This window comes from Sphingomonas sp. M6A6_1c (genome assembly GCF_053345135.1).
This window is the reverse complement of the sequence record NZ_JBKEZO010000003.1, coordinates 244,068-265,277: the sequence shown is the minus strand read 5'-3', so window position 1 is coordinate 265,277 and position 21,210 is coordinate 244,068. Positions and strand designations below refer to the sequence as shown.

Annotated in this window: 23 protein-coding genes; 5 read left to right on the top strand and 18 right to left on the bottom strand. The window is 67.7% G+C overall.

Annotated features, from left to right (window positions below; translation table 11 throughout):
- Nucleotides 1-3 precede the first annotated feature (3 nt).
- From uvrC to ACLBWH_RS07290, 11 genes are all read right to left on the bottom strand, one after another.
- The gene (gene uvrC, locus ACLBWH_RS07340; protein ID WP_447797865.1) at nucleotides 4-1,926 is read right to left on the bottom strand and encodes an excinuclease ABC subunit UvrC; all 1,923 of its coding nucleotides are present in this window, start codon (nucleotides 1,924-1,926) and stop codon (nucleotides 4-6) included.
- An 88-nt stretch (nucleotides 1,927-2,014) separates the two neighbouring features.
- Complete coding sequence (locus tag ACLBWH_RS07335; RefSeq protein WP_447797863.1) at nucleotides 2,015-2,434, bottom strand: hypothetical protein; 420 nt, start codon at nucleotides 2,432-2,434, stop codon at nucleotides 2,015-2,017.
- 73 nt (nucleotides 2,435-2,507) lie between these two features.
- A complete protein-coding gene (locus ACLBWH_RS07330) occupies nucleotides 2,508-2,828 on the bottom strand; it encodes a DMT family transporter (RefSeq protein WP_322848754.1) in 321 nt (106 codons plus the stop codon).
- A 217-nt stretch (nucleotides 2,829-3,045) separates the two neighbouring features.
- Entirely contained in the window at nucleotides 3,046-3,678 is a 633-nt protein-coding gene (locus ACLBWH_RS07325; RefSeq protein ID WP_447797862.1) for a F0F1 ATP synthase subunit B family protein, read from the bottom strand.
- Entirely contained in the window at nucleotides 3,671-4,165 is a 495-nt protein-coding gene (locus ACLBWH_RS07320; protein ID WP_322848752.1) for a F0F1 ATP synthase subunit B family protein, read from the bottom strand. Before ACLBWH_RS07320 ends, ACLBWH_RS07325 begins: the two co-directional genes overlap by 8 nt.
- A 64-nt stretch (nucleotides 4,166-4,229) precedes the next feature.
- On the bottom strand, nucleotides 4,230-4,457 hold the full coding sequence (locus ACLBWH_RS07315; RefSeq protein WP_038662560.1) for a F0F1 ATP synthase subunit C: 228 nt from the start codon (nucleotides 4,455-4,457) through the stop codon (nucleotides 4,230-4,232).
- A 42-nt stretch (nucleotides 4,458-4,499) separates the two neighbouring features.
- The gene (locus ACLBWH_RS07310) at nucleotides 4,500-5,291 is read right to left on the bottom strand and encodes a F0F1 ATP synthase subunit A (RefSeq protein WP_322848751.1); all 792 of its coding nucleotides are present in this window, start codon (nucleotides 5,289-5,291) and stop codon (nucleotides 4,500-4,502) included.
- 36 nt (nucleotides 5,292-5,327) lie between these two features.
- Nucleotides 5,328-5,648, bottom strand: a complete 321-nt coding sequence (locus ACLBWH_RS07305; RefSeq protein ID WP_322848750.1) for an AtpZ/AtpI family protein — start codon at nucleotides 5,646-5,648, stop codon at nucleotides 5,328-5,330.
- Nucleotides 5,649-5,902: 254 nt separating this feature from the next.
- On the bottom strand, nucleotides 5,903-6,274 hold the full coding sequence (locus ACLBWH_RS07300; RefSeq protein WP_322848749.1) for a YdbL family protein: 372 nt from the start codon (nucleotides 6,272-6,274) through the stop codon (nucleotides 5,903-5,905).
- A 1-nt stretch (nucleotide 6,275) separates the two neighbouring features.
- Entirely contained in the window at nucleotides 6,276-6,479 is a 204-nt protein-coding gene (locus tag ACLBWH_RS07295; RefSeq protein WP_322848748.1) for a YnbE family lipoprotein, read from the bottom strand.
- A gap of 17 nt (nucleotides 6,480-6,496) precedes the next feature.
- Nucleotides 6,497-9,697: an intermembrane phospholipid transport protein YdbH family protein gene (locus tag ACLBWH_RS07290; protein ID WP_447797859.1), complete on the bottom strand. Its 3,201-nt coding sequence runs from the start codon at nucleotides 9,695-9,697 to the stop codon at nucleotides 6,497-6,499.
- A gap of 87 nt (nucleotides 9,698-9,784) precedes the next feature.
- Between ACLBWH_RS07290 and radC the strand changes: the two genes are divergently transcribed.
- Nucleotides 9,785-10,477 carry a RadC family protein gene (gene radC / locus ACLBWH_RS07285; RefSeq protein ID WP_447797857.1) on the top strand — a complete coding sequence of 231 codons (693 nt, stop codon included), beginning with the start codon at nucleotides 9,785-9,787 and terminating at the stop codon, nucleotides 10,475-10,477.
- Here radC and ACLBWH_RS07280 read toward each other — a convergent pair.
- Nucleotides 10,449-10,736, bottom strand: coding sequence for a hypothetical protein (locus tag ACLBWH_RS07280; protein WP_447797855.1), 288 nt, complete (start codon nucleotides 10,734-10,736; stop codon nucleotides 10,449-10,451). The genes radC and ACLBWH_RS07280 overlap by 29 nt on opposite strands.
- Between ACLBWH_RS07280 and ACLBWH_RS07275 the strand changes: the two genes are divergently transcribed.
- Nucleotides 10,735-11,775 carry a hypothetical protein gene (locus tag ACLBWH_RS07275; protein ID WP_447797853.1) on the top strand — a complete coding sequence of 347 codons (1,041 nt, stop codon included), beginning with the start codon at nucleotides 10,735-10,737 and terminating at the stop codon, nucleotides 11,773-11,775. The two genes, ACLBWH_RS07280 and ACLBWH_RS07275, sit on opposite strands and share 2 nt — an antisense overlap.
- A gap of 63 nt (nucleotides 11,776-11,838) precedes the next feature.
- Here the strand turns inward: ACLBWH_RS07275 and ACLBWH_RS07270 are convergent, their stop codons facing one another.
- On the bottom strand, nucleotides 11,839-12,300 hold the full coding sequence (locus tag ACLBWH_RS07270) for an EF-hand domain-containing protein (RefSeq protein ID WP_447797851.1): 462 nt from the start codon (nucleotides 12,298-12,300) through the stop codon (nucleotides 11,839-11,841).
- 213 nt (nucleotides 12,301-12,513) lie between these two features.
- Between ACLBWH_RS07270 and purB the strand changes: the two genes are divergently transcribed.
- Nucleotides 12,514-13,824: an adenylosuccinate lyase gene (purB, locus tag ACLBWH_RS07265; protein ID WP_447797849.1), complete on the top strand. Its 1,311-nt coding sequence runs from the start codon at nucleotides 12,514-12,516 to the stop codon at nucleotides 13,822-13,824.
- 142 nt (nucleotides 13,825-13,966) lie between these two features.
- Here the strand turns inward: purB and ACLBWH_RS07260 are convergent, their stop codons facing one another.
- The 4 genes from ACLBWH_RS07260 to dnaK all read right to left on the bottom strand — a co-directional run bounded on the left by ACLBWH_RS07260 (nucleotide 13,967) and on the right by dnaK (nucleotide 18,810).
- A complete protein-coding gene (locus ACLBWH_RS07260) occupies nucleotides 13,967-14,485 on the bottom strand; it encodes a thioredoxin family protein (protein ID WP_447797847.1) in 519 nt (172 codons plus the stop codon).
- A 347-nt stretch (nucleotides 14,486-14,832) separates the two neighbouring features.
- Nucleotides 14,833-15,264, bottom strand: coding sequence for a TM2 domain-containing protein (locus ACLBWH_RS07255; RefSeq protein WP_447797845.1), 432 nt, complete (start codon nucleotides 15,262-15,264; stop codon nucleotides 14,833-14,835).
- A 379-nt stretch (nucleotides 15,265-15,643) separates the two neighbouring features.
- Nucleotides 15,644-16,765 carry a molecular chaperone DnaJ gene (gene dnaJ, locus ACLBWH_RS07250; RefSeq protein ID WP_322848741.1) on the bottom strand — a complete coding sequence of 374 codons (1,122 nt, stop codon included), beginning with the start codon at nucleotides 16,763-16,765 and terminating at the stop codon, nucleotides 15,644-15,646.
- A 140-nt stretch (nucleotides 16,766-16,905) separates the two neighbouring features.
- On the bottom strand, nucleotides 16,906-18,810 hold the full coding sequence (dnaK, locus tag ACLBWH_RS07245; protein WP_447797843.1) for a molecular chaperone DnaK: 1,905 nt from the start codon (nucleotides 18,808-18,810) through the stop codon (nucleotides 16,906-16,908).
- A 193-nt stretch (nucleotides 18,811-19,003) separates the two neighbouring features.
- Between dnaK and ACLBWH_RS07240 the strand changes: the two genes are divergently transcribed.
- The gene (locus ACLBWH_RS07240; protein WP_322848739.1) at nucleotides 19,004-19,453 is read left to right on the top strand and encodes a copper chaperone PCu(A)C; all 450 of its coding nucleotides are present in this window, start codon (nucleotides 19,004-19,006) and stop codon (nucleotides 19,451-19,453) included.
- 52 nt (nucleotides 19,454-19,505) lie between these two features.
- The gene (locus tag ACLBWH_RS07235) at nucleotides 19,506-19,967 is read left to right on the top strand and encodes a vgr related protein (RefSeq protein ID WP_447797840.1); all 462 of its coding nucleotides are present in this window, start codon (nucleotides 19,506-19,508) and stop codon (nucleotides 19,965-19,967) included.
- A gap of 9 nt (nucleotides 19,968-19,976) precedes the next feature.
- On the opposite strand, the gene ACLBWH_RS07230 is transcribed toward ACLBWH_RS07235, so the two are convergent.
- Nucleotides 19,977-21,209 carry a threonine synthase gene (locus ACLBWH_RS07230; RefSeq protein ID WP_447797838.1) on the bottom strand — a complete coding sequence of 411 codons (1,233 nt, stop codon included), beginning with the start codon at nucleotides 21,207-21,209 and terminating at the stop codon, nucleotides 19,977-19,979.
- Between the last annotated feature and the right edge of the window lies 1 nt (nucleotide 21,210).

The window sequence follows — 21,210 nt, the reverse complement described above, 5'->3', positions numbered from 1 at the left end:
CCATCACCGCGCGTGGTAAAAGTCGTATACCTGCTGCGCGACGCCGGCCGATACGCCTGGTGCCTTCTTGAGGTCCTCGAGGCTCGCGTTGCGCACCGCGCGGCCGGTGCCGAAATGCATCAGCAGCGCCTTCTTGCGCGCCGGGCCGATGCCGGGCACCTCGTCCAGCGGACTCGCGCCGATCGCCTTCGAGCGCTTGTCGCGATGCGCGCCGATCGCGAACCGGTGCACCTCGTCGCGCAGCCGCTGGAGGTAGAAGAGCACCGGCGCGTTGACCGGCAGCTGGAATTCGCGCCCGTCGAGCATGTGGAACACCTCGCGCCCGTCGCGGCCGTGGTGCGGTCCCTTGGCGACGCCGACCATGCACACGTCCTCGATGCCGAGATCCTCGAGCACCGCCTTGGCCGCATTGAGCTGCGGCTTGCCGCCGTCGATCAGGACGAGGTCGGGCCACGTGCCGTCGTCGCGATCGGGGGCTTCGTCGAGCTGGCGCGCGAAGCGGCGGCGGAACACCTCGCGCATCATGCCGACGTCGCTGTCGGTCGCCGCCTCGTTGCCCTTGATGTTGAACTTGCGATACTGGCCCTTGCGGAAGCCCTCCGGCCCGGCGACGACCATCGCTCCCAGCGCATTGGTGCCCTGGATATGGCTGTTGTCGTAGACCTCGATCCGGTCGGGCGGCTCGGGCAGGTCGAACAGATCGGCGACCTCGCGCAGCAGCCGCGCCTGCGTCGTGCTCTCCGCGAGCCGCCGTTCGAGCGCCTCGATCGCGTTGCGCTTGGCCTGCTCCATCAGCCGCCGCCGGTCGCCGCGCTGCGGCACCGACAACGCGACCTTGTAGCCGGCACGCTCGCCGAGCGCCTCGCCGAGCAGCGCACCCTCGCCCAGCTCGCGGTCGAGCAGGATCGTCTTGGGCGGCGGCACCTCCTCGTAGAATTGGGTCAGGAAGCTGGTCAGCACCTCCTCCTCCGGCACCTCGTTGGTATGCTGCGGGAAGAAGCTGCGATGGCCCCAATTCTGGCCGCCGCGAATGAAGAACGCCTGGATGCCCATCGTCCCGTCCTTGCAGGCGAGCGCGAAGACGTCGGCATCGCCGACCCCTTCCGCATTGATCGCCTGCGAGCCCTGGACGAAGGTGAGCGCCTTCAGCCGGTCGCGTAGCAGCGCGGCCAGCTCGAAATCCATATTCTCCGCCGCCGCCTGCATCTGCACGCCGAGCTTGGCCTGCACCTTGGTCGACTTGCCGCCGAGGAAGTCGCGGCAATCGTCGACCAGTTCCTCATAATCCGCCTTGCTGACGCGGCCGACGCACGGCGCCGAACAGCGCTTGATCTGATAGAGCAGGCACGGCCGGTCGCGCGTCTTGAAGAATCCGTCGGTGCACGAGCGCAGCAGGAACAGTTTTTGCAACGCGTTGAGCGTGTTGTTGACGCTGCCCGCGCTGGCGAACGGGCCGTAGTAATTGCCCGGCGCGCGCCGCGCACCGCGATGCTTCTGGACGCGCGGAAATTCGTGGTCGCCGCGCAGCAGGATGAACGGGAACGACTTATCGTCGCGCAGCAGCACGTTATACGCGGGGCGATAGCGTTTGATGAGCTGCGCCTCGAGCAGCAGCGCTTCCGCCTCGTTGTTGGTGGTGACGATCGTCATCGACCGCGTCTGCGCGATCATCCGCTGCAGCCGCTTGGTCAGCCCCTTGACCTGCGTATAATTGGCGACACGCTGCTTGAGCGACCGCGCCTTGCCGACATAGAGCACGTCGCCCTTGGCATCCTGCATGCGATAGACGCCCGAGCGGCTCGGCAGCGTCGCGAGCACGTTGCGGATCGCGGCGATCCCCGCGTCGAGATCCGGCGTATCGGACCCGCGGACGGTGAAAGTGGCGCGCTCTTCGTTGAATCGATCGGGAGGACCGTAACCGGACATGAGCGGCATGTAGGAGTCGCGGCGGTGCGGGGCTAGAGGGTTGCGACGAGGCGGCAAATTCCTCGCCCTTGCGGGGGAGGAATTGGGATTAGCGCCCCGATGGCAGCGCGCGGCGGCTCTCGACCTTCTTCACCGGTGCCGCCGTCCCGTCGATCGCCGCCAGATCGGCGCCCACCTTCGCGAGCAGGGCCGGGGTCATCTGCCCGCCGCTGAGCGGTGCGAGCTTGCGCAGCGACAGCGCCTGGAACTTCGGCAGATTGGGATCGTCGCTCATCCCCGGCACGTCGCGGTCGAGGATCGCCTTTGCGCGCGGCTCGGCGATCAGGTCCGCGATCGGCGTATCGAGCGAATAGCCGCCCGCCGCCGGAGTCGCCGCGGCAACGGGCGCTACCGGGTCTGCCGGCGCGGCCGGCGTACCCTCCGCGGGCAGGTCGAGCGCGAATTTGTCCGCGGCTTGCGACGCCGGCGAGGATTGCGCGACCATCAGCGCAGCGAAAAGGATCGACATCGGGCCACCTCGACACGGCCGCGCACCGGCGCGCGACCCGGCCTTGTAGCAGCCTCGCGCCGCCGCGAAAGGGTCAGGCCTGCGCGAACATCTTGGTGCCGACGATGCCGATGACGGTCAGCGCCATGAAACACGCCTGCACGACGCCGACCTTGTCGCCGAACAGCAGGACGCCGCCGATGATGACGCCCACTGCGCCACACCCGGTCCACACCGCATAAGCGGTGCCGGCGGGCAGGCCGCGCATCGCCAGCGCGAGCAGCCCCATGTTGACGAAGGACAGGATGATCGGGACGCTCGACGCCTGCCACGTCGCAGCGGTCGCCGCCCATTTGAGGCTGAGCGCCCAGCAGATTTCGGTGAACACGGCGATGCCCAGGATGAGCCACGACATGGATGTTACTCCTGTACGGGCTCGTAAATGCAGGACGGCGCCGGAAACCCGGGAAGAGACGCGCGTCGGAGAGATCAATCCTCCCCGGCACGGGGAGGTGGCAGCGCGCCAGCGCTGACGGAGGGGGGCTTCGACAAGCGCTGTGCGCGTGGGGAACCCCCTCCACCACCCGCTGGCGCGGGCGGTCCCCCTCCCCGCGAGCGGGGAGGACTTGTCGTTAGTTCACCCGCCCCAGGCTGGCGATCGAACGGTCGATCATCGTGCGGTCCGCCTGTGCGTCGAGCTGTTCGGCGATCAGCACCTCCGCCGCCTTCGCCGCGGTCTCGGCCGCCAGCGCGCGGACTTCGGCGATCGCGGTCCGCTCGGCGGCGGCGATCTTGTCCTCGGTGCGCTTGGTGCGGCGGGCCATCAGCTCCTCCGCATCGTGCTTCGCCTTGGCGATGATCTGATTGGCTTCCTGCTGCGCGTGATGACGCATCGTCACTGCATCCGCCTCGGCCGCCTTGGCCTTGGCCTCATATTCGTTGCGCAGCACCTCGGCCTCGGCGCGCAGCTTTTTGGCCTCGTCGAGCTGCTGGCGGACCGCGGCGATCTGCTTGTCGAGGCTCGCGGCGATCTTCGCCGGCACCTTGACGATCACCATGCCGATCAGCACGACCAAGGCGGCGATGCCGACCCAGCCGGTGGTGTTGAAGCCCAGCGCGGTCGCCTCGGCGACGTGCTCGGCACCGGGTTCGGAGACGTTGGCGGTCAATTGGCTGCCGTCCCGCACGTTCTGCGGCTGCATCGCTTCGGACGATGCCGCATCCGACAGATTGGCGGCGACGAGACTGCTGGCGGGATTAGCCATGCGCATTGCTCCGGCGCACCGCATCCGCGGCGGCATCGATGCTGACGGTCAGGCCCGACACCTTGGCGACCAGATCCTGCGCAACTTCAGCCGCAACCGCCTGGAGATTGAGCATCGCCTGCGACTTGGCATTGCCGACCGCGAGGTCGTGATGCGCAAGGCGTTCGGCGAGTTCCGCATCGGCGGACCGGATCTGGCTTTCAGATGCCTTGGCGGCCTGCGCCTTGGCGGCGGTGGTTTCGGCGAGCGCCGCGGCGCGTGCCTCGTCCATCTTCAGGCGCCACGCCGCTTCGACCTGGTCGGCGGCGAGACGGGCCTGTTCGGCCGCGGCGAGGTCGGCCGCGATCTGGCCTTCACGCGCGTCCACGGTCGCGATGACCCGTGGCACCATCACCTTGCCGATCCCGAAATACAGGATGCCGAAGGTGACGAGCAGCCAGAAGATCTGCGAGGCGTAGGTAGCAGCGATCTGCGAAATCTGAGGCATTTAGGACCTTTTGCGCGACCTCGAAGAGTCGCCGGGCGCACCCGCCCGGCGAACACGTCCGATGTTAGGCGACGAAGAGCAGGATGATCATCGTCACGAAGGCGAGCAGGCCGAGCAGCTCGGCGCCCGCGAAACCGATGAACAGACGGCCCTGCTGGCTGTCCGCCGCACCCGGGTTGCGCAGCGCACCCTCGAGGAACTTGGCGAACACGTTGCCCACGCCGAGCGAGGCGAGGCCCATGCCGATCGCGGCCAGACCGGCACCGATCATCTTGGCGGCTTCTGCGTCCATGTCAATACTCCCGTATCAATTCAGTAGGTTGGAACGAAAAACTCAGTGCAGGTTGACGGCGTCGTTGAGGTAGACGCTCGTCAGCAGCGCAAAGACGTAAGCCTGGATGGCGGCGACCAGCAGCTCGAGCAGCGTGATGCCGATCATCAGCAGGAAGCTGGGCAGCGACACCAGCAGGCCGTAGCCGATGCCGAGGTTGAGGCCGCTGATCACGAAGGCCGCCAGCACCTTGAGCAGGATATGCCCCGCGGTCATCGCGACGAACAGTCGCAGGCCCAGCGAGAAGGGGCGCACCAGGAAGCTCATCAGCTCGACGACGAAGATCAGCGGGATCATCAGCTTCGGCGTGCCGTGCGGCACGAACAAGCTGAAGAAGTGGAAGCCGTGCTTGCCGAAGCCGACGATCAGCACGATCGCGAAGCTAATCACCGCGAGCACACCGGTGACGGTGAGGTGGCTGGTGATGGTGAACGGATGCCAGCCCGGCACGATGCCTACCGGGGTCAGGCCCCAGATGTTGGCGAACAGGATGAACATGAACAGCGAGAAGACATAGGGCACGAAGCGCTTGCCCTGCGGCCCGATGTTCGAGGTCAGCATGTTGGAGACGAAGCCGGTGAAGCCCTCGACCGCGGCCTGCCAGCGGCCGGGGACGAGCTCGCGCTTCATCCCGCCCAGCATGAACAGCCACAGGCTGGCGAGCGTGATCACCATCCACAACGCCGAGTTGGTGAACGAGATGTCGTATCCCGCGACGACCCAATGCCGACCGAACAAAGGTTCGATCAGGAACTGGTGCATCGGATCGATCTTGCTGCCCGATTCTGCCGCCACTTGGCCCGTTCGCTCCCTAATACGACAAACGCCCGGTTATTCCGGGCGTTCGCCTGCAATCCGAATGATCTGCCTGAACGCGACGGCGATTCCGAGGAACAGCATCACGATCAGCGCCCAGGGCGTCGTGGCGAACCAGCGGTCGATACACCAGCCGATCAGCGCACTGCCGACGAGGCTTCCGATGAGTGCAGCGAGCACGCGATTGCCGAGCGAATATCCCGCATCGGCCGTCGGCGCCCCCTGCCCCGTCCGCAACGCTTCGGCATGCCGGGCTTCCTTCAGCCGCTCGTCGAGCGCGGAAAGCCGCGGATCGTCCGCGCTGGTGAAGTCTCGTCCAGGTTCCTCGTCCGCCACGCGCCATCCCTCGCCTGTTTCGTTCAGCCGGGGGAGAAAACGCGCGGGGCGAGCGATCCCGCCAAGGCCCGGTCCGTTTAGGTGGGGGGTGCCGGGGTGTCAACCGTCTGGTTCCCGCACCATTACTCCCCGGCACGGGGAGGTGGCAGCACGTCAGTGCTGACGGAGGGGGGCTTCCGCATGCGCTACGCTGGTGGCGAGCCCCCTCCACCAGCTTCGCTGGTCCCCCTCCCCGCAAGCGGGGAGGAATCGGGTTACTTACACCGCGGATCGAGCTCCGGCGTGCCGCTATTCTCCTTCCACTGGCCCGACGGCGTCTTGTACATCTCGCCGCGGCCGACCTTCGCCACGAGGTTGCAGCCGCTGGTGAAGGCGAATTGCTCCACCGTCGCGCCGCTCGCCTGCGCGCTCGCCGTATAAGCGGCCTTGCGCTTGATGTTGATGTCGCGGACCAGCGCCTGCACCGACGCGCCGCCGCTCACCACGCCGAGATAGCCGTCGGGCTGTTCGCCGACCTGCTTGGCTTCGCGCGCGGCGGCATAGGCCGGGTCGCGCTGCGCCATCGCCATCGTCGACAGGCCCAGCAGGGCCACCGCACCGGCAACGATCAAAAGCTTCGTCTTCATATCAGAATATCCCCGGATTCTGCTGGATCAGCGACTTCGCCTCGCCATCGAGACGATAGACCACCTCTTGCGTGACGCTGATGTTGAGGTTGATCTCGATCGGCTTGTCGGGCGCCGAGACGTTGATGCAGCCACCAAGCGTCGTCGCCAGACCGATCGCGGCCAGCCCCGTCCTGCGTCTCAAAGTCGTGATTCGCTGCTCCATCTTCAATCCTGTTTCGGTCATGGCACGATTCCGCTTGCGGGGGGCTGAATGGGTGCGGGCTGCTGGCTCTTCTGCTGCTGTTGCTGGCGTTCGAGCAATGCCGGCAGGTTGCGCTGGATCAGCCGGCTGGGGTCGTAGAAGGACTGCGCCGAATCGAGCAGCCCGCGGAAGGGCGCCTTGATCCGGATGTTGAACACGAACGGCAGCCGCTGCAGCCGGCGGACGAGGAAGTTGCTCTTCGCCCCCTGCCCCTGCGTCACCCCGGCGAAGCGCACCTCGGTCACCATCTCGCCGGCGAGCGGCCCGTTCATGCCGATCGTCAGGTTGCGGTAGCGCAGCGATTTGAGCGCCTGGAAGGCGATATTGCCCCACAGTCCCAGATCCTTCTGCGAGAGGTCGCCGACATAGGCGAGGCTGCCGCCGCCCTGCCGCACCGCCAGCCGCCCGCCCTCGATCCGCCCGCCCTGCACGTCGAAGATCATCGGCAGCTCGCCGTCGAAGACGCCGGTCGCGCTCAGGTTCTTGAAGTCGAACTGTTCGAGGAACTGGTCCGCCGCGGCGCCCTGGATGCGGAAGGTCATCCGCCGCGCCGCGGATTCGGTGAAGTCGAGCGTCGTCGGCAGCAGCGTCATCGTGCCGCCGGCGAACGGCCAATCGCCGCTGTCGATCCGGACGCGGAGATCGGGGAGCAATTGGTAGACGATCGTGCCGTCGGTGACCGCGATGCCGGGATTGACCGTCTTGATCGTCGCCACCTGCGCCGGCGCGCTCGCGAGGCCCAGCAGGTCGGTAAAGTGCAGGGTCGTGCTGATCCCGGTCACCGGACCGAAGGCGGCGGCGAGATCGGTATCCTTGGTCGCGAAGGTGCCGGTCGAGCCGACGCCTTCGGGGCTCCACGCGATATGGCCGTCGCCATTGACGCTGCCGCGCACGTCGGCGACGACGCCGAAGGTCAGGCGGGTGAGCAATTCGGGCTGGAAGTCCTTGGTGAAGGCGATCCCCGGCACGGTCAGATCGGCGGTGCCGCGCCCGCTCGCCAGCGTGTGGCGAATCGCGACATCGGCGACCTTCACGTCTTTCGTCGGCTCGTAGAGCGTCCCGCGCGCGGCGATCGCGCCGCCCACCAGATCGAGCGTGACGTCGCGCGCCGCCAGCGTCTTGAAGCGCGGATCGGGTGCGGCATCGTCGACCGTCATCGTCGCCGCCAGCCGCAGCGCGCCGCCGCGCAGCGACCAGTCGCCCGCCGCCGCGCCGAGCAGCAGCGGCACGTTGGCGATCTGCCCCGCCCCGCCGCCGAACGTGCCCACCACAGCCCCGCCGGCGATCCGGCCGGTGAGCTGCGCGAGGTCGATCCGCGTGACCCGCTCCGGGCTGCCCAGCCGCGCCGCGACGCTGTCGAGCACGAAGCCGCCGTCGCCGAGCCGCACCTGCGCACCGCTCGCCGCGACGGTCAGCGGCGTCTGACCGAGCCGCCCCGCCAGCCGCACCGCCGGCAGCCGCGCCCCGCCGGTCAATCGTCCGTCCGCCAGTGTCACCACCGCCCCGGCGATCGGACACAGCGTCGTACGCAGCGGATCGAGCACCAGCCCCGCCACCGCCAGCCGTTCGATCGCCACCGGCGTACAGGCGGGGTTCGCCACCAAGGTGCCGCGGCCGTTCCAGCGCAGGTCGACCGGCAGCGCCAGCCCGTCGACGCGCCCGCCGCCGAGCGGCCCCGACAGCGCCACCCGCGTCGCGATCCGCGTCGCCCCGTCCGGCGTCGCGGCGAAGTCGACCGGCGTCAGCGTAAGCCGAGCACCGCCGGCGGCATAAGGCGCGATCGTCGCGCGGCCGGTGATCGGTCCGCCCGCACGTGCCTGCGCCAGCGCGATCTGCGCATCGGGCAATCCGCCGCCGGCCATGGCGAGGCGCGTATCGATCCGCAGCCGCGCACCCGGCCAGCCGAGGGTCAACCCCGTACCGCCTTCGATTCGCACGCGGGCGCCGCTCGCCGAGTCCAGCGACGCGGCGGTCACCCGCGCCTGCCCGGCGCCGCCGTCCTGCCGGACCGCGAGCGCCGCCGATCCGCCGAACCGGTCCGCCGCGCCACGCAGCGCCTGCGCCGCCGCGGCGACCAGCGGCGCGACCGGCGTTCCCTCACCCGCTGCGGTGCCGATCGTCGGCAGCCGATCCGGTGCGATCCGCGCGTTTGCGACGCGAACGGTGCCGGCGAACGTCTGCGCCGCGCCGACCCGATAGCGCCCCTCGATACCGACAGTCCCCGCGGTCGCGCCGGCCACCGCAGCCATGCCTGCCGCGAGATCCACCGTTCCGCCCGTCCCCTGCGCCGCGCCATCGAAGGTGACCGCGCCGCGCAGCCCCGCGACCCGCGCACCGGTGCCACGCACCGGTCCGCTCGCCAGCCGGGCGCTGCCCCGCCAACCGTCAAGCGCCGGCGTCAGCGCCACGTCCATGTCCGCCCCGCCCCGCTGCACGTCGACCCCGGCACAGCGTGCCGCGGCGATCTGCACCGGGCCACGCAGCCGCGGCGCACCGGCGGTCACCGCGACCTTCAGCGCCGCGCGGACCCCGCTGGCGTCGCAATCGCCCCGCGCGAGCCGGTCGCTCACCACCGCGACGGTGCCGGCAAAGCCGCCATCCAGCCGCCCGCGTCCGGCGATCCGCAGCCCCGCGACGCCGAATGGCGTCTCCAGCCGCATCCGCGCATCCGCGACATCGACGTCGAGCGCGGGCAGCGCGAACGCCTTGCCCGACGACGGCGGGATCACTTTGTCGAGTTCGCCGAGCGACAACCGTCCATCGATCATCCGCCCGCGCAACCGCACGTGCCCGGCGCGCACCATATCGAGGCGCACGCCGCCGAGGCCGATGCGCGTCCGCGTCTCCAACCAGTCGGCGACGAGATCGGGATCGGCGGGGTCGCCGATCACCACGTTGGTCAACCGCTGCCGCCCGAACCCCAGATCACGCACGTCATAACGCGCGACGACGCCGCGCCTGGCGAGTTCGCCGTCGATGACCCGGCTGGCGATCGGCTTGCGTTCGACCCACAGGCCGATCAGCGCGGCGAGCACGAGCAGCGCGGTGCCGAGCGCGATCCGTCGCCGCCGGCTCCACGACGCGAAGCGTCGCGGCTGCGCGGGCGTCGCGAAGCGTCGCGCCTGCGCGGGCGTCGCGAAGCGTCGCGGCCGCGCGGGCGTATCGTTCAACTCGTCCACGCCCTCGCCCATCGTCGCCCCTCATAGGCGGGGGCGATGCGTCCGCGCAATTGCGCCCATGCCGGACCGACGATAGCCTTCGCCGCGATGGCCGCTCCCCCCTCCCCGCCGGACGATGCCACCGGCCACCGCGAACGGCTGCGCGGGCGGCTGCTCGCCGGCGGCGGCGACGCGCTGCTCGATCACGAGCTGATCGAATATCTGCTGATGCTCGCCATCCCGCGGATCGACACCAAGCCGATCGCCAAGGCCCTGCTACGCGAGTTCGGCGGCATCGGCGGGCTGCTCTGCGCCGATGCCGAGGCGCTGGGCCGGGTCAAGGGCGTCGGCCCCTCCGCCGCCGCCGCGGTCAAGATCGCGCATGCGATCGCGATCCGCCTGCTCAAGGCGGAGGTGAGCGAACGCCCGATCCTCGGCAATTGGCAGGCGCTGCTCGATTATCTGCGCGCCGACATGGCGCATCACGGTATCGAGCGATTCCGCGTCCTCCACCTCAACACGCGCAACATGCTCATCCGCGACGAAGTGATGAGCGACGGCTCGATCGATCAGGCCGCGGTCCATGTCCGCGAGGTGATCCGTCGCGCGATCGACCTGGGCTCGGCAGCGATCATCCTCGTCCACAACCACCCGTCCGGCGACCCCGCGCCGAGCCGCGCCGACATCGCCATCACCCGCACCATTGCCGACGCCGGCGCGGCGATGGGCGTCGTGCTGCACGACCACATCATCATCGGTCGCAACGGCCATGTCAGCCTGAAGGCGCAAGGATTGATTTGACGTCGGTGCCGGACTCCCAATCCTGACGGGGGTATTCCGATATCATTAAAAACAATTTCAATAAATACAAAGGGGAGGTGAGTCGAACATTGACTCTTTTCCTGCCCCTATATTCACTCGGCACATCGATATACGCCGCCGCCCGATCGATTGGCGTCGGATAGCTCGGTGATTTGGGAGATGGGGGAAACAAGATGTTGAAATCATTGGTTCGTTCGACGGCATGCCTGGCGGCGCTGATCGCCGTGACGCCGGCCATGGCGAAAACGTTGACCGTCAAGGTCGATTCGAAGTCGATGCCGTGGGATCTGCGCGCCAACCGCATGCTGCGCTACGGCCTCAACGATGGTCGCCCGCCCGCCATCGTCATGGACCCGGCGATCAAGGCGGGCGCGACGATCACCGTCACCGCGTCGGGATCGACCGTCTATGTGCGTGGCGGCCGCTCGTTCGGGCCGGACGGCGACACATCCTGGCCGAACGATCGCGGCAATGTCGACTATTTCCCCAGCCATCATATGAAGGCGGCGAAAGACCCGATCTTCCTCGGCGAACTCGTCGGCGCGTTCATCTCCGGCGACGGCGTCATCGTCGGCAGCCCGTTCCCGATCGGCCGCGGCACCAAATTGGTCGTGCCGGCCGGCGCCGCCGGCATCTCGATGGGGCTCAACGACGATGCCTTCTTCGACAATAGCGGCACGCTGTCGGTGACGATCGATATCCCGGTCGCCTCGGTCACCGTCGAGGACGCCGATGCCAAGCCGGCCGCTGCCACGCCGGCGGGCGCCCCCGCCCCCGCGCCGGCGGCACCCGCGACCGTGCAGCGCGTCTCGGTCGCAATCGATGCCGCCACCGCACCCTGGGACCCGGTGGCGAATGCCGCGACGCTGCCGATCGGCGCCAAGGGGGCGAAGCCGCCGGTGATCGTCCCTATCGAGGTGCCCGCCGGCAAGGCGGTGATCTTCGCCGAAGGCACGACCAACACCGCCGAAGCGGCCGGCGTCGGTGCGATCGGCAACGAAAAGAAGACGATCAACGACACGCTGTCGCCCGATGGCCAGCGCTATCCCAGCTTCTACGTGCCGAAATTGCTTTATCCCGCCTATCGTCACGGACTGGTCGCGGTGTTCGTCGACGCCAAGGGTGCGGTGGTCAGCCGGCCGTTCATGGTCGGCAAGGGTGTCCGCCTGCCGATTCCGGATGCCGCGGCGGGACTGGCCCTCGGCTTCAACGACGTCGATTTCACCGGCAACACCGGCACGCTTCACGTCACCGTCGAATTGCCACCACAGCAATAACCGTCCGAACGAAAGGGGCCGCCGGATCGCACCGGCGGCCCCTCTTCTCACGTCACCCCGAGGTTACGATTGGCCCTTGCTCAGGAAGCCGATCAATTCGGGTTGGGAGACCGACTGGCTCTTGTCGGTGTCGGCCTGGGCGAAGGCGGCGTTCACCCATTTCTTGGTCGAGGCGCTTTCGGCGCTCGCCTTGGGGTCGCTGGCCTGTTTCAGCTTGACCATCCAGCTGGCGAATTCGGCCTTTTCGAGCTTGCCGTCCTTGTTGGCGTCATAAGTCGGGAATTCGGTCTGGACCACCGTCGCGACCTGATCGGCGCCCGCGGGCTGCGTTGCCGCAGTCTGCGCGGGGTCGGTCGCAGTCGTCGCATCGGCAGGCGTCGTCGATTGCGGCTGCGCCTCAACAGAACCCGAATCCGGCACAGTTTGTCCCGGCGTCGTCTGAGTTGGTGCAGTATTGGTCTGCGTTTGCGCCAGAGCAGGCGCGGATAGCGTCATCACTCCGGCGAGAAAAGCATATTTCAGCATTACCTGTCTCCCATCGTACTACATGAAGCATGCGCCGATCGACTATGCCGACCGCATCGCATACTTGATGTGGGAAATGATCCTTCGCATGCAATGGTTCCGGATCGGGAGGTTTGTCGCAGGCCGCCCCTGCTGCTACTGCGCCGCAGAAATCCGCGAGTCGGGCCGAAATGGCCGCGACGAGCCGTGCTCCCGTCAGGACGAAGGAACATTATGGTCCCCCGTTATTCCCGCCCCGAGATGACCGCGATCTGGACGCCGGAGGCGCGTTTCCGCATCTGGTTCGAGATCGAGGCGCATGCCACCGATGCGCTCGCCGACCTGGGCGTCGTGCCCAGGGAAGCCGCCGAGGCATTGTGGGCGTGGTGGCGCACCAACCCGGCGATCGACGTGCCCGCGATCGACGCGATCGAGGCGGTCACCAAGCATGACGTCATCGCCTTCCTCACCTGGGTCGCGGACAACGTCGGCGATCAGGCGCGCTTCATGCATCAGGGCATGACCTCGTCCGACGTGCTCGACACCTGCCTCGCGGTGCAGCTCGCGCGCGCCGCCGACATCCTGCTCGCCGACCTCGACGCCTTGCTCGCGGTGCTCAAGCGCCGCGCGGTCGAGCATAAGATGACGCCGACGATCGGCCGCAGCCACGGCATCCATGCCGAGCCGGTCACCTTCGGCCTCAAGCTCGCGCAGGCCTATGCCGAGTTCGACCGTTGCAAGACCCGGCTGATCGCGGCGCGTGCCGATATCGCCACCTGCGCGATCTCCGGCGCGGTCGGCACCTTCGCCAATATCGATCCGTCGGTGGAGGAGCATGTCGCCGCCAAGCTCGGCCTGTCGGTCGAGCCCGTGTCGACGCAGGTCATCCCGCGCGACCGCCATGCGATGTTCTTCGCGACGTTGGGCGTCATCGCCTCGTCGATCGAGCGGCTCGCCACCGAGGTCCGCCACCTCCAGCGCACCGAAGTGCTCGAGGCGGAGGAATATTTCTCGCCCGGCCAGAAAGGCTCGTCGGCGATGCCGCACAAGCGCAATCCGGTGCTGACCGAGAACCTCACCGGCCTCGCGCGGATGGTGCGCGGCTATGTCACGCCGGCGCTGGAGAATGTCGCGCTGTGGCACGAGCGCGACATCTCGCACTCGTCGGTCGAGCGTTATATCGGCCCCGATGCGACGATCACGCTCGACTTCGCGCTGGCGCGCCTCACCGGCGTGATCGACAAATTGCTCGTCTACCCCGAGCGGATGGACAAGAACCTCAACAAGATGGGCGGGCTCGTCCATTCGCAGCGCGTGCTGCTCGCGCTCACCCAGGCGGGCGTCAGCCGCGAGGATTCCTATCGGCTCGTCCAGCGCAACGCGATGAAGGTCTGGGAATCGGACGGCCAGCTCTCGCTGCTCGAACTGCTCAAGGCCGACCCCGAGGTCACCGCGGCGCTGTCACCGGCACAGCTCGAGGAGAAGTTCGACCTCGGCTATCACCTCAAGCACGTCGACACGATCTTCACGCGGGTGTTCGGGTAAGCCATTCCTCCCCGGCACGGGGAGGGGGACCGCTCGGCGCCAGCCGAGGGGTGGAGGGGGATCGCCGCAGACGCAGCGCTTGCGGAATCCCCCCTCCGTCACCGCTGCGCGGCGCCACCTCCCCGTGCCGGGGAGGATTTGCTCACACCCATTGCGCCAGCCAGTCGGCCAGCCCCTGCGGTGACAGCGAGCGCGCATCCGCCAGCGCCGTCTCGCGCCCGGCATTGACCACCCGGTCGGTCTTCGGATCGACGATCAGCAGCGCGGGCACCCCGGCCGGCCGGCCCTTGATCCCGTAGCGTGCGGGAATGTCGAGGTTCTTGTCGAACCGGCCGATATCCACCGTCACCACCTCGTAATGGCGCGCGACGAAGCCGCGCATCGTCGGCAGCTCCATCACGCCGGCGAGCAGCCGGCAATCGAGGCACCAATTGCCGCCGAGATCGATCAGCAGCTTCTTGTGCCCCTTGAGCGCCCGCGCCTTGGCCGCGGCGACCGCCGCCTTCGCATCGGCATTGCCGTCGTACGGCAACGGTAGCGGTTGCGACAATTGCTCGAAGCTCGCTGCCGCCACCCGCGGCGCGGCGACCCGCGCGTCGGCAGCGACGGCGACCGTCAACGACGCTACCGCGAGCATCGCGGCATAAGGCAATCTGGGCATCGGCATCTCCCGAACGACAAAGCGGCAGTCTGACGTACGCGATATGGGTCTGGCAAGCGTCCGCTACACGGGTCCGACGTTGGCATTTGTTACAGTTGCGTGAAACGCATTGGCGCATGCAAGCAACAATGTTGCGATATCAAGCAATTATAGCCATCTCGCGCTTGCCGGATATTCCTCCGGCATCGGAGACCTTCCATGCGCATGTTCGAAACCGCAGCCAGCAGCGTGCTGGCGATCGCGGCCCAGGCGCTGGTGGTCGGGGTGATCATTTCCACCCTTTGACCCATCGGCCCGCCCGCCCCCTTGCCCGCACGGGCCGAGAGGGCGTGGCTCGGGCGGCCGCCTCAATGCCGCGCGTAGCGGGCGTCGAATTCGCGGTTGGACATCACGAGATAACGGATCGCGTCGATCAGCGCCCATGGCCCGGTGACGAGCATCCCGACGACGGTGAGCGTCATCACGAGCATGACGACCCCCGATCCGGTCCGCCCCAGGTAGAAGCGGTGGATGCCGAGCGTCCCCAGGAAAAGGGCGAGCAGCGCGGCGACGATCTTGTTGCGATCGCTCGCCGGCTCGCGCGGTGCCGGATGCCTCGCCGCCGCTACGCCGCCCGCGGCAGGCATCGCGAAGACGCTCAGCGCGCGATCGCCCTCGGCCTCGAAATCGACGTGGAGGCCGATCGCCGGTTCGCCGCGCTGCGCCCAATCCTCGGGGGTGAAGCGATAGCGCCGGCCGTCGTCGCCCGCGACCAGCCCTTCGCCGGTCCGCTGATCCACCCCCAACACCTGTCCGCGCATGCATGTCCCCCGGTTTACGAAGCGCGCATCATCCGCATCCGCGACAAGGGCGCAAGATGGCGTGGTTTGCGGCGGAAGCGAGAGCTCTGTTGAACACTTCATATACCCCGGCGAAGGCCGGGGCCCAGCTGGGGAGGCCGTTGCAAGTCATTACAGACCTTCACCCAACTGGGCCCCGGCCTTCGCCGGGGTGCAGCCATGGTAAGTCACGGACTGCGTTTTGCGGAGGGCTTGCCATTGTTTAGCCCCCGTCCCGCAGGAGCAACGCCGTGCCCGTGAGAGGGTGAACCTCGCGACACGTCCGCCATAACGGGGTGGATCAGGCTCGAGTCCGATCTCACCCCGCGTCGTGCGCGCCTCACTCCGCGGCGAACACGCCCTTCAGCTTGGCGAAGAAGCCCTGACTGTCGGGGCATTCGTCGCCCGTCTCGGTCTCGCGGAACAGTTCGAGCAGCTCGCGCTGCCGCACCGACAGCTTGGTCGGCGTCTCGACCTCGATCTGGATGACCAGATCGCCCTGCCCGCGGCCTTGCAGCACCGGCATGCCCGCACCGCGCTGGCGAAGCTGCTTGCCCGACTGAATGCCCGCCGGGATCTTGATCTCATGCGTGCGCCCGTCCAGCCCGGGGATCGACAGCGCGCCGCCCAGCGCCGCGGTCGTGAAGCTGATCGGTGCGCGCGCGAACAGCGTCGTGCCTTCGCGCTCGAAGATCGGGTGCCGCTTGACGTGCAGGAAGATGTACAGATCGCCCGCCGGCGCGCCGCGCGGTCCCGCCTCGCCCTCGCCGGACAGGCGGATGCGCGTGCCTTCGTCGACACCGGGCGGCACATTGACGCTCAGCGTCTTGGTCTTCTCGACACGCCCCTCGCCGCGGCAGTCCGGGCAGGGATCGGCGATGATCTCGCCCGCGCCCTGACACACCGGACAGGCACGCTCGACGACGAAGAAACCCTGCTGCGCGCGCACCTTGCCGTGACCGTTGCACTGCCGGCAGGTCGACGCGTGCGTTCCGGGCTTGGCACCCGAGCCGTGGCAGGTGTCGCATTGTGCCGAGACGTCGACGGTGATCTCGGTTGCCTTGCCATGGAACGCCTCTTCCAGGCTGACTTCCATGTCGTAGCGCAGATCGGCACCGCGGCGCTGCTGCGCCCGGCCACCACCGCGCGCGCCGCCCATGAACTCGCCGAACACCGATTCGAAGATATCGGAGAAGCCGCCGAAGTCCTGCGCACCGCCACCGCCGCCGCCGTTCTGGAACGCGGCATGGCCGTAGCGATCATAGGCCGCGCGCTTCTGCGGGTCCTTCAGGACCTCATAGGCTTCGCTGACCGCCTTGAACTTGGCTTCGCTGTCCTTGCACCCGGCGTTCTTGTCCGGATGGTATTTCATCGCGAGCTTGCGATAGGCCGACTTGATCGTCGCGCCATCCGCACCGCGCTCGCATTCGAGCAATTCGTAATAATCGACTGTGCTGCTCATGATCGCCTCGCCGCCCCCCGGCCGTCACCCCGGCCGATGCCGGGGCCTCCCCGATGACGGGAGCTGCCGGCGGGCCGGTCGCCGGCGAAGCATCGCTTCGCCGGGACCGCCGCTGGCATGACGGTGGAGATCATAAGTGGTTACGCCTTGTGGTCGTCGACTTCCGAGAATTCGGCATCGACCACGTCGTCTTTGGGTGCGTCGCCACCGGCGCCGCCCTCGGGAGACGCATCGGCCTGGGCCTGCTTCTCGTAGATCGCCTGGCCGAGCTTCATCGCCACCTGCGCGAGCGCCTGCGACTTTTCGGTCATCTGATCGGCATCGCCGCTCTCGACCGCCGCCTTGGCGGCGTCGATCGCCGACTGGATCTCGCCCTTCAGTGCCTCGTCGACCTTGTCGCCGTTGTCGGCGAGCTGGCGCTCCGTGGTGTGGATCAGCGATTCGGCGTTGTTCTTCGCCTCGGCGCCGGCGCGACGCTTCTTGTCCTCGTCGGCGAACTTCTCCGCGTCGCGAACCATCTGCTCGATGTCGTTGTCCGACAGACCGCCCGAGGCCTGGATGCGGATCTGCTGCTCCTTGCCGGTGCCCTTGTCCTTGGCGGAGACGTTGACGATGCCGTTGGCGTCGATATCGAACGTGACCTCGATCTGCGGCACGCCACGCGGCGCCGGCGGAATGCCGACCAGGTCGAACTGGCCGAGCATCTTGTTGTCCGCCGCCATCTCGCGCTCGCCCTGGAACACGCGGATCGTCACCGCGCCCTGGTTATCGTCCGCGGTCGAATAGGTCTGCGACTTCTTGGTCGGGATCGTCGTGTTGCGGTCGATCATCCGGGTGAACACGCCACCCAGCGTCTCGATGCCGAGCGACAGCGGCGTCACGTCGAGCAGCAGCACGTCCTTGACGTCACCCTGCAGCACGCCCGCCTGGATCGCGGCACCCATCGCGACGACCTCGTCCGGGTTGACGCCGGTGTGCGGCTCCTTGCCGAAGAAGGTCTTCACCGCCTCGCGGACCTTCGGCATGCGCGTCATGCCGCCGACCAGCACGACCTCGCTGATGTCGTCGGTCTTCACGCCGGCATCGGCGAGCGCCTTCTTCATCGGCTCGATGGTGCGCTTGATGAGGTCGTCGACGAGACGCTCCAGATCGGCGCGGCTGATCGTCTTGACGAGGTGCTTCGGGCCGTTCTGGTCGGCGGTGATGAACGGCAGGTTGACCTCGGTCGAGGCTGCCGACGACAGCTCGATCTTCGCCTTCTCGGCGGCTTCCTTCAGGCGCTGCAGCGCGAGCTTGTCCTTGGCGAGGTCGATGCCCTCGTCCTTCTTGAAGCCCTCGGCGAGATATTCGACAAGCTTGTTGTCGAAATCCTCACCGCCCAGGAAGGTGTCGCCGTTGGTCGCCTTCACCTCGAACACACCGTCGCCGATCTCGAGGATCGAGACGTCGAACGTGCCGCCGCCGAGATCGTAGACCGCGATCGTCTTGCCGTCCTGCTTCTCGAGGCCATAGGCCAGCGCCGCCGCGGTCGGCTCGTTGATGATGCGCAGCACTTCGAGGCCGGCGATCTGGCCGGCGTCCTTGGTCGCCTGACGCTGGGCGTCGTTGAAGTAAGCAGGAACCGTGATGACCGCCTGGGTCACCGTCTCGCCGAGATACGATTCGGCGGTTTCCTTCATCTTCTGCAGCGTGAAGGCGCTGATCTGCGACGGGGAATAATCCTTGCCGCCCGCCTGCACCCATGCGTCGCCGTTCTGGCCGCGCACGATGTGGTACGGGACCAGCTCGGTGTCCTTCTTGGTGATCGGATCGTCGAACCGACGACCGATCAGGCGCTTCACCGCGAAGATCGTGTTGTCGCCGTTGGTGACGGCCTGACGCTTCGCCGGCTGGCCGACCAGACGCTCGCCGTCCTTGGCGAAGGCGACGATCGACGGCGTGGTGCGCGCGCCTTCCGCATTCTCGATCACCTTGGGCTTGCCGCCCTCCATCACCGCAACGCAGCTGTTGGTCGTGCCGAGGTCGATACCGATTACTTTAGCCATGTGTGCTTACTGAGCCCCTCACATACGAAACGATGGCAAAAATCATTGCCGAACCCAGGGAACCTTTGCCCCGTTACGGCAGCGAAAGCTCCTGTGTATGGCGGCGATATAGGTGGGGTTCCGCTTGCCGCAAGACGGTGGCGACCATAGGGCTGTGACAGAAATGATCGCGTTTGCGGGAAGAGGAGCGACGATGCGCCGGACAGGAGTGGGAACGATGCTGGTGCTCGCCGCCGCACTGGGCGGCTGCGGCGGACCGGACCGGGTCGAGGTGGACGACGCCTGGATCCGCCTGCCGGCGGTGCCGGGCCGGCCGGGTGCGGCCTATTTCACGCTGCACGGCGGTCGTTCCGACGCGACGCTGATCGACGTCACCGCCGACATCGCGGTACGCGCCGAGATGCACGAGAGCATGGCCGGCGATAGCGGCATGACGGCGATGAAGCCGCTCGCCCGCGTGGCCGTACCGGCGAAGACCAAGGTCGCCTTCACCCCGGGCGGCCGCCACGTCATGCTGTTCGACATCAACCCCAAGGCGAAAGCCGGCCGAATCTACAAGCTGACGCTCAACTTCGGGAATGGCGGCCGGCTGTACGTCGATGCGATGACGGTGAGTGCGGCCGCGGCGGCACCGGATTTCTGATGGGGAAAGCGCATCCCCCCCTCTTCGTCATCCCGGCGAACGGGCGGACAGGATGACGATCCCGACGACCCGCGCCCTCACCACCGGCGAACGCAGCCTTGCGGCGTCGGTCTTCCGCGACACGATCGACTATGACGCGGTCCGTCTGTCGCGCAGCAAATGGGCGTTCTTCCAGCCGCGTGACACGGTGATGGCACCGCGCGGCTGCATCCATTTTCATCCCAAGGGCCAGAGCTGGCGCGACGATTTCGCCGCTGCCGCGCTGACCGACCAGGGGCTGTTCATCCACGAGATGGTCCACATCTGGCAGCACCAGCGCGGCATCATCCTGCCGCTCGCGCGGCATCCGTGGTGCCGCTACGATTACGCCCTCAAGCCCGGCCAGCCGCTCCACCGCTACGGCATCGAGCAGCAGGGCGAGATCGTCCGCCACGCCTTCCTGCTCCGCCACGGCGCGCGCGTGCCCGGCGCGCCGAGCCTCGCGCAATATGAGACGCTGCTGCCGTTCGGCTGAGCGCCCGCTCTACAATGCGTCGAAGTCGATCGCGCCATGCCGGTCGAGCGTCCGCGGCGCCTCGGGCATCGGATATTTGAGCCCGGTCGCGCAATTGAACAGCACCACGCGCTCGTCCTCGTCGACCTCGCCGGTGCGCAGCGCCTCGCGATAGGCGGCCAGCGTCGCGCCGCCCTCGGGACACAGCAGCAGCCCGTCCTTGCGTGCCGCCTCGTCCACCGCCTTGAGGATCGCGGGGTCGCCCACCCCCAGCGCCTTGCCGCCGCTCGCCCGCACCGCGCGCAGGATCAGGAAGTCGCCCACCGCCTTCGGCACGCGGATGCCCGCAGCGACGGTATGCGCATCCTCCCAGCGTGTCGCATGTTCGACGCCCTCCTCGAAGGCGCGGACGATCGGCGCGCAACCGCTCGCCTGCACCGCATACATGCGCGGCCGCTTCGCGCCGATCCAGCCCAGCGCCTCCAGCTCGTCGAACGCCTTCCACATGCCGATCAGCCCGGTGCCGCCGCCGGTGGGATAGAAGATCGCATCGGGCAATTCCCAGCCGAATTGCGCGGCGAGTTCCAGCCCCATCGTCTTCTTGCCCTCGATCCGATACGGCTCTTTCAGCGTAGAGAAATCGAACCAGCGCCCCTCGGCGGCGCCCTTGCCGACGATCGCCCCGCAATCGTCGATCAGGCCGTTGACCCGCCACACCCGCGCGCCCTGCATCGCGATCTCGCGCACGTTCACTTCCGGCGTGTCCTCGGGGCAGAAGACGATCGTCTCGATCCCCACCCGCGTCGCATAAGCGGCGAGTGCCGCCCCGGCATTGCCGTTGGTCGGCATCGCGATGCGGGTGACGCCCAGCTCCTTGGCCATCGCCACCGCCATCACCAGCCCACGCGCCTTGAAGCTGCCGGTCGGCAATCGCCCCTCATCCTTGACCCAGACGTTGATGCTGCCCGCGCTTTTCGGGATCGGGATCAGCGGCGTCTCGATCTCCCCAAGGCTTATGACATGCTCAGTCCCCCGCACCGGCAGCACCTCCCGCCACCGCCACATGTCGGTCTGCCGTGCTGCCAGCGCGTCGCGCGACAGGGTCGCCTTCACCGCGTCGAGGTCGTAGCGCACCAGCAACGGCCGTCCCGCACGCGAGAGGCCGTGCAGCCGGTCCGCGTCGTAGCGCTCGCCGGTCAGCGAGCATTCGAGATGCGTGACGAAGGTCGGGCGATCGGCGGTGAGATTGGGGTTGAGCTGCATG

Bases quoted from the DNA above. Each gene is read 5' to 3' on its own strand.
- uvrC (WP_447797865.1), bottom strand. From the start codon at position 1,926: ATGTCCGGTTACGGTCCTCCCGATCGATTCAACGAAGAGCGCGCCACT.
- ACLBWH_RS07335 (WP_447797863.1), bottom strand. From the start codon at position 2,434: ATGTCGATCCTTTTCGCTGCGCTGATGGTCGCGCAATCCTCGCCGGCG.
- ACLBWH_RS07330 (WP_322848754.1), bottom strand. From the start codon at position 2,828: ATGTCGTGGCTCATCCTGGGCATCGCCGTGTTCACCGAAATCTGCTGG.
- ACLBWH_RS07325 (WP_447797862.1), bottom strand. From the start codon at position 3,678: ATGGCTAATCCCGCCAGCAGTCTCGTCGCCGCCAATCTGTCGGATGCG.
- ACLBWH_RS07320 (WP_322848752.1), bottom strand. From the start codon at position 4,165: ATGCCTCAGATTTCGCAGATCGCTGCTACCTACGCCTCGCAGATCTTC.
- ACLBWH_RS07315 (WP_038662560.1), bottom strand. From the start codon at position 4,457: ATGGACGCAGAAGCCGCCAAGATGATCGGTGCCGGTCTGGCCGCGATC.
- ACLBWH_RS07300 (WP_322848749.1), bottom strand. From the start codon at position 6,274: ATGAAGACGAAGCTTTTGATCGTTGCCGGTGCGGTGGCCCTGCTGGGC.
- ACLBWH_RS07295 (WP_322848748.1), bottom strand. From the start codon at position 6,479: ATGGAGCAGCGAATCACGACTTTGAGACGCAGGACGGGGCTGGCCGCG.
- radC (WP_447797857.1), top strand. From the start codon at position 9,785: ATGGCCGCTCCCCCCTCCCCGCCGGACGATGCCACCGGCCACCGCGAA.
- ACLBWH_RS07275 (WP_447797853.1), top strand. From the start codon at position 10,735: ATGGCGAAAACGTTGACCGTCAAGGTCGATTCGAAGTCGATGCCGTGG.
- ACLBWH_RS07280 (WP_447797855.1), bottom strand. From the start codon at position 10,736: ATGGCCGGCGTCACGGCGATCAGCGCCGCCAGGCATGCCGTCGAACGA.
- ACLBWH_RS07270 (WP_447797851.1), bottom strand. From the start codon at position 12,300: ATGCTGAAATATGCTTTTCTCGCCGGAGTGATGACGCTATCCGCGCCT.
- purB (WP_447797849.1), top strand. From the start codon at position 12,514: ATGGTCCCCCGTTATTCCCGCCCCGAGATGACCGCGATCTGGACGCCG.
- ACLBWH_RS07260 (WP_447797847.1), bottom strand. From the start codon at position 14,485: ATGCCCAGATTGCCTTATGCCGCGATGCTCGCGGTAGCGTCGTTGACG.
- dnaJ (WP_322848741.1), bottom strand. From the start codon at position 16,765: ATGAGCAGCACAGTCGATTATTACGAATTGCTCGAATGCGAGCGCGGT.
- dnaK (WP_447797843.1), bottom strand. From the start codon at position 18,810: ATGGCTAAAGTAATCGGTATCGACCTCGGCACGACCAACAGCTGCGTT.
- ACLBWH_RS07240 (WP_322848739.1), top strand. From the start codon at position 19,004: ATGCGCCGGACAGGAGTGGGAACGATGCTGGTGCTCGCCGCCGCACTG.
- ACLBWH_RS07235 (WP_447797840.1), top strand. From the start codon at position 19,506: ATGACGATCCCGACGACCCGCGCCCTCACCACCGGCGAACGCAGCCTT.
- ACLBWH_RS07230 (WP_447797838.1), bottom strand. From the start codon at position 21,209: ATGCAGCTCAACCCCAATCTCACCGCCGATCGCCCGACCTTCGTCACG.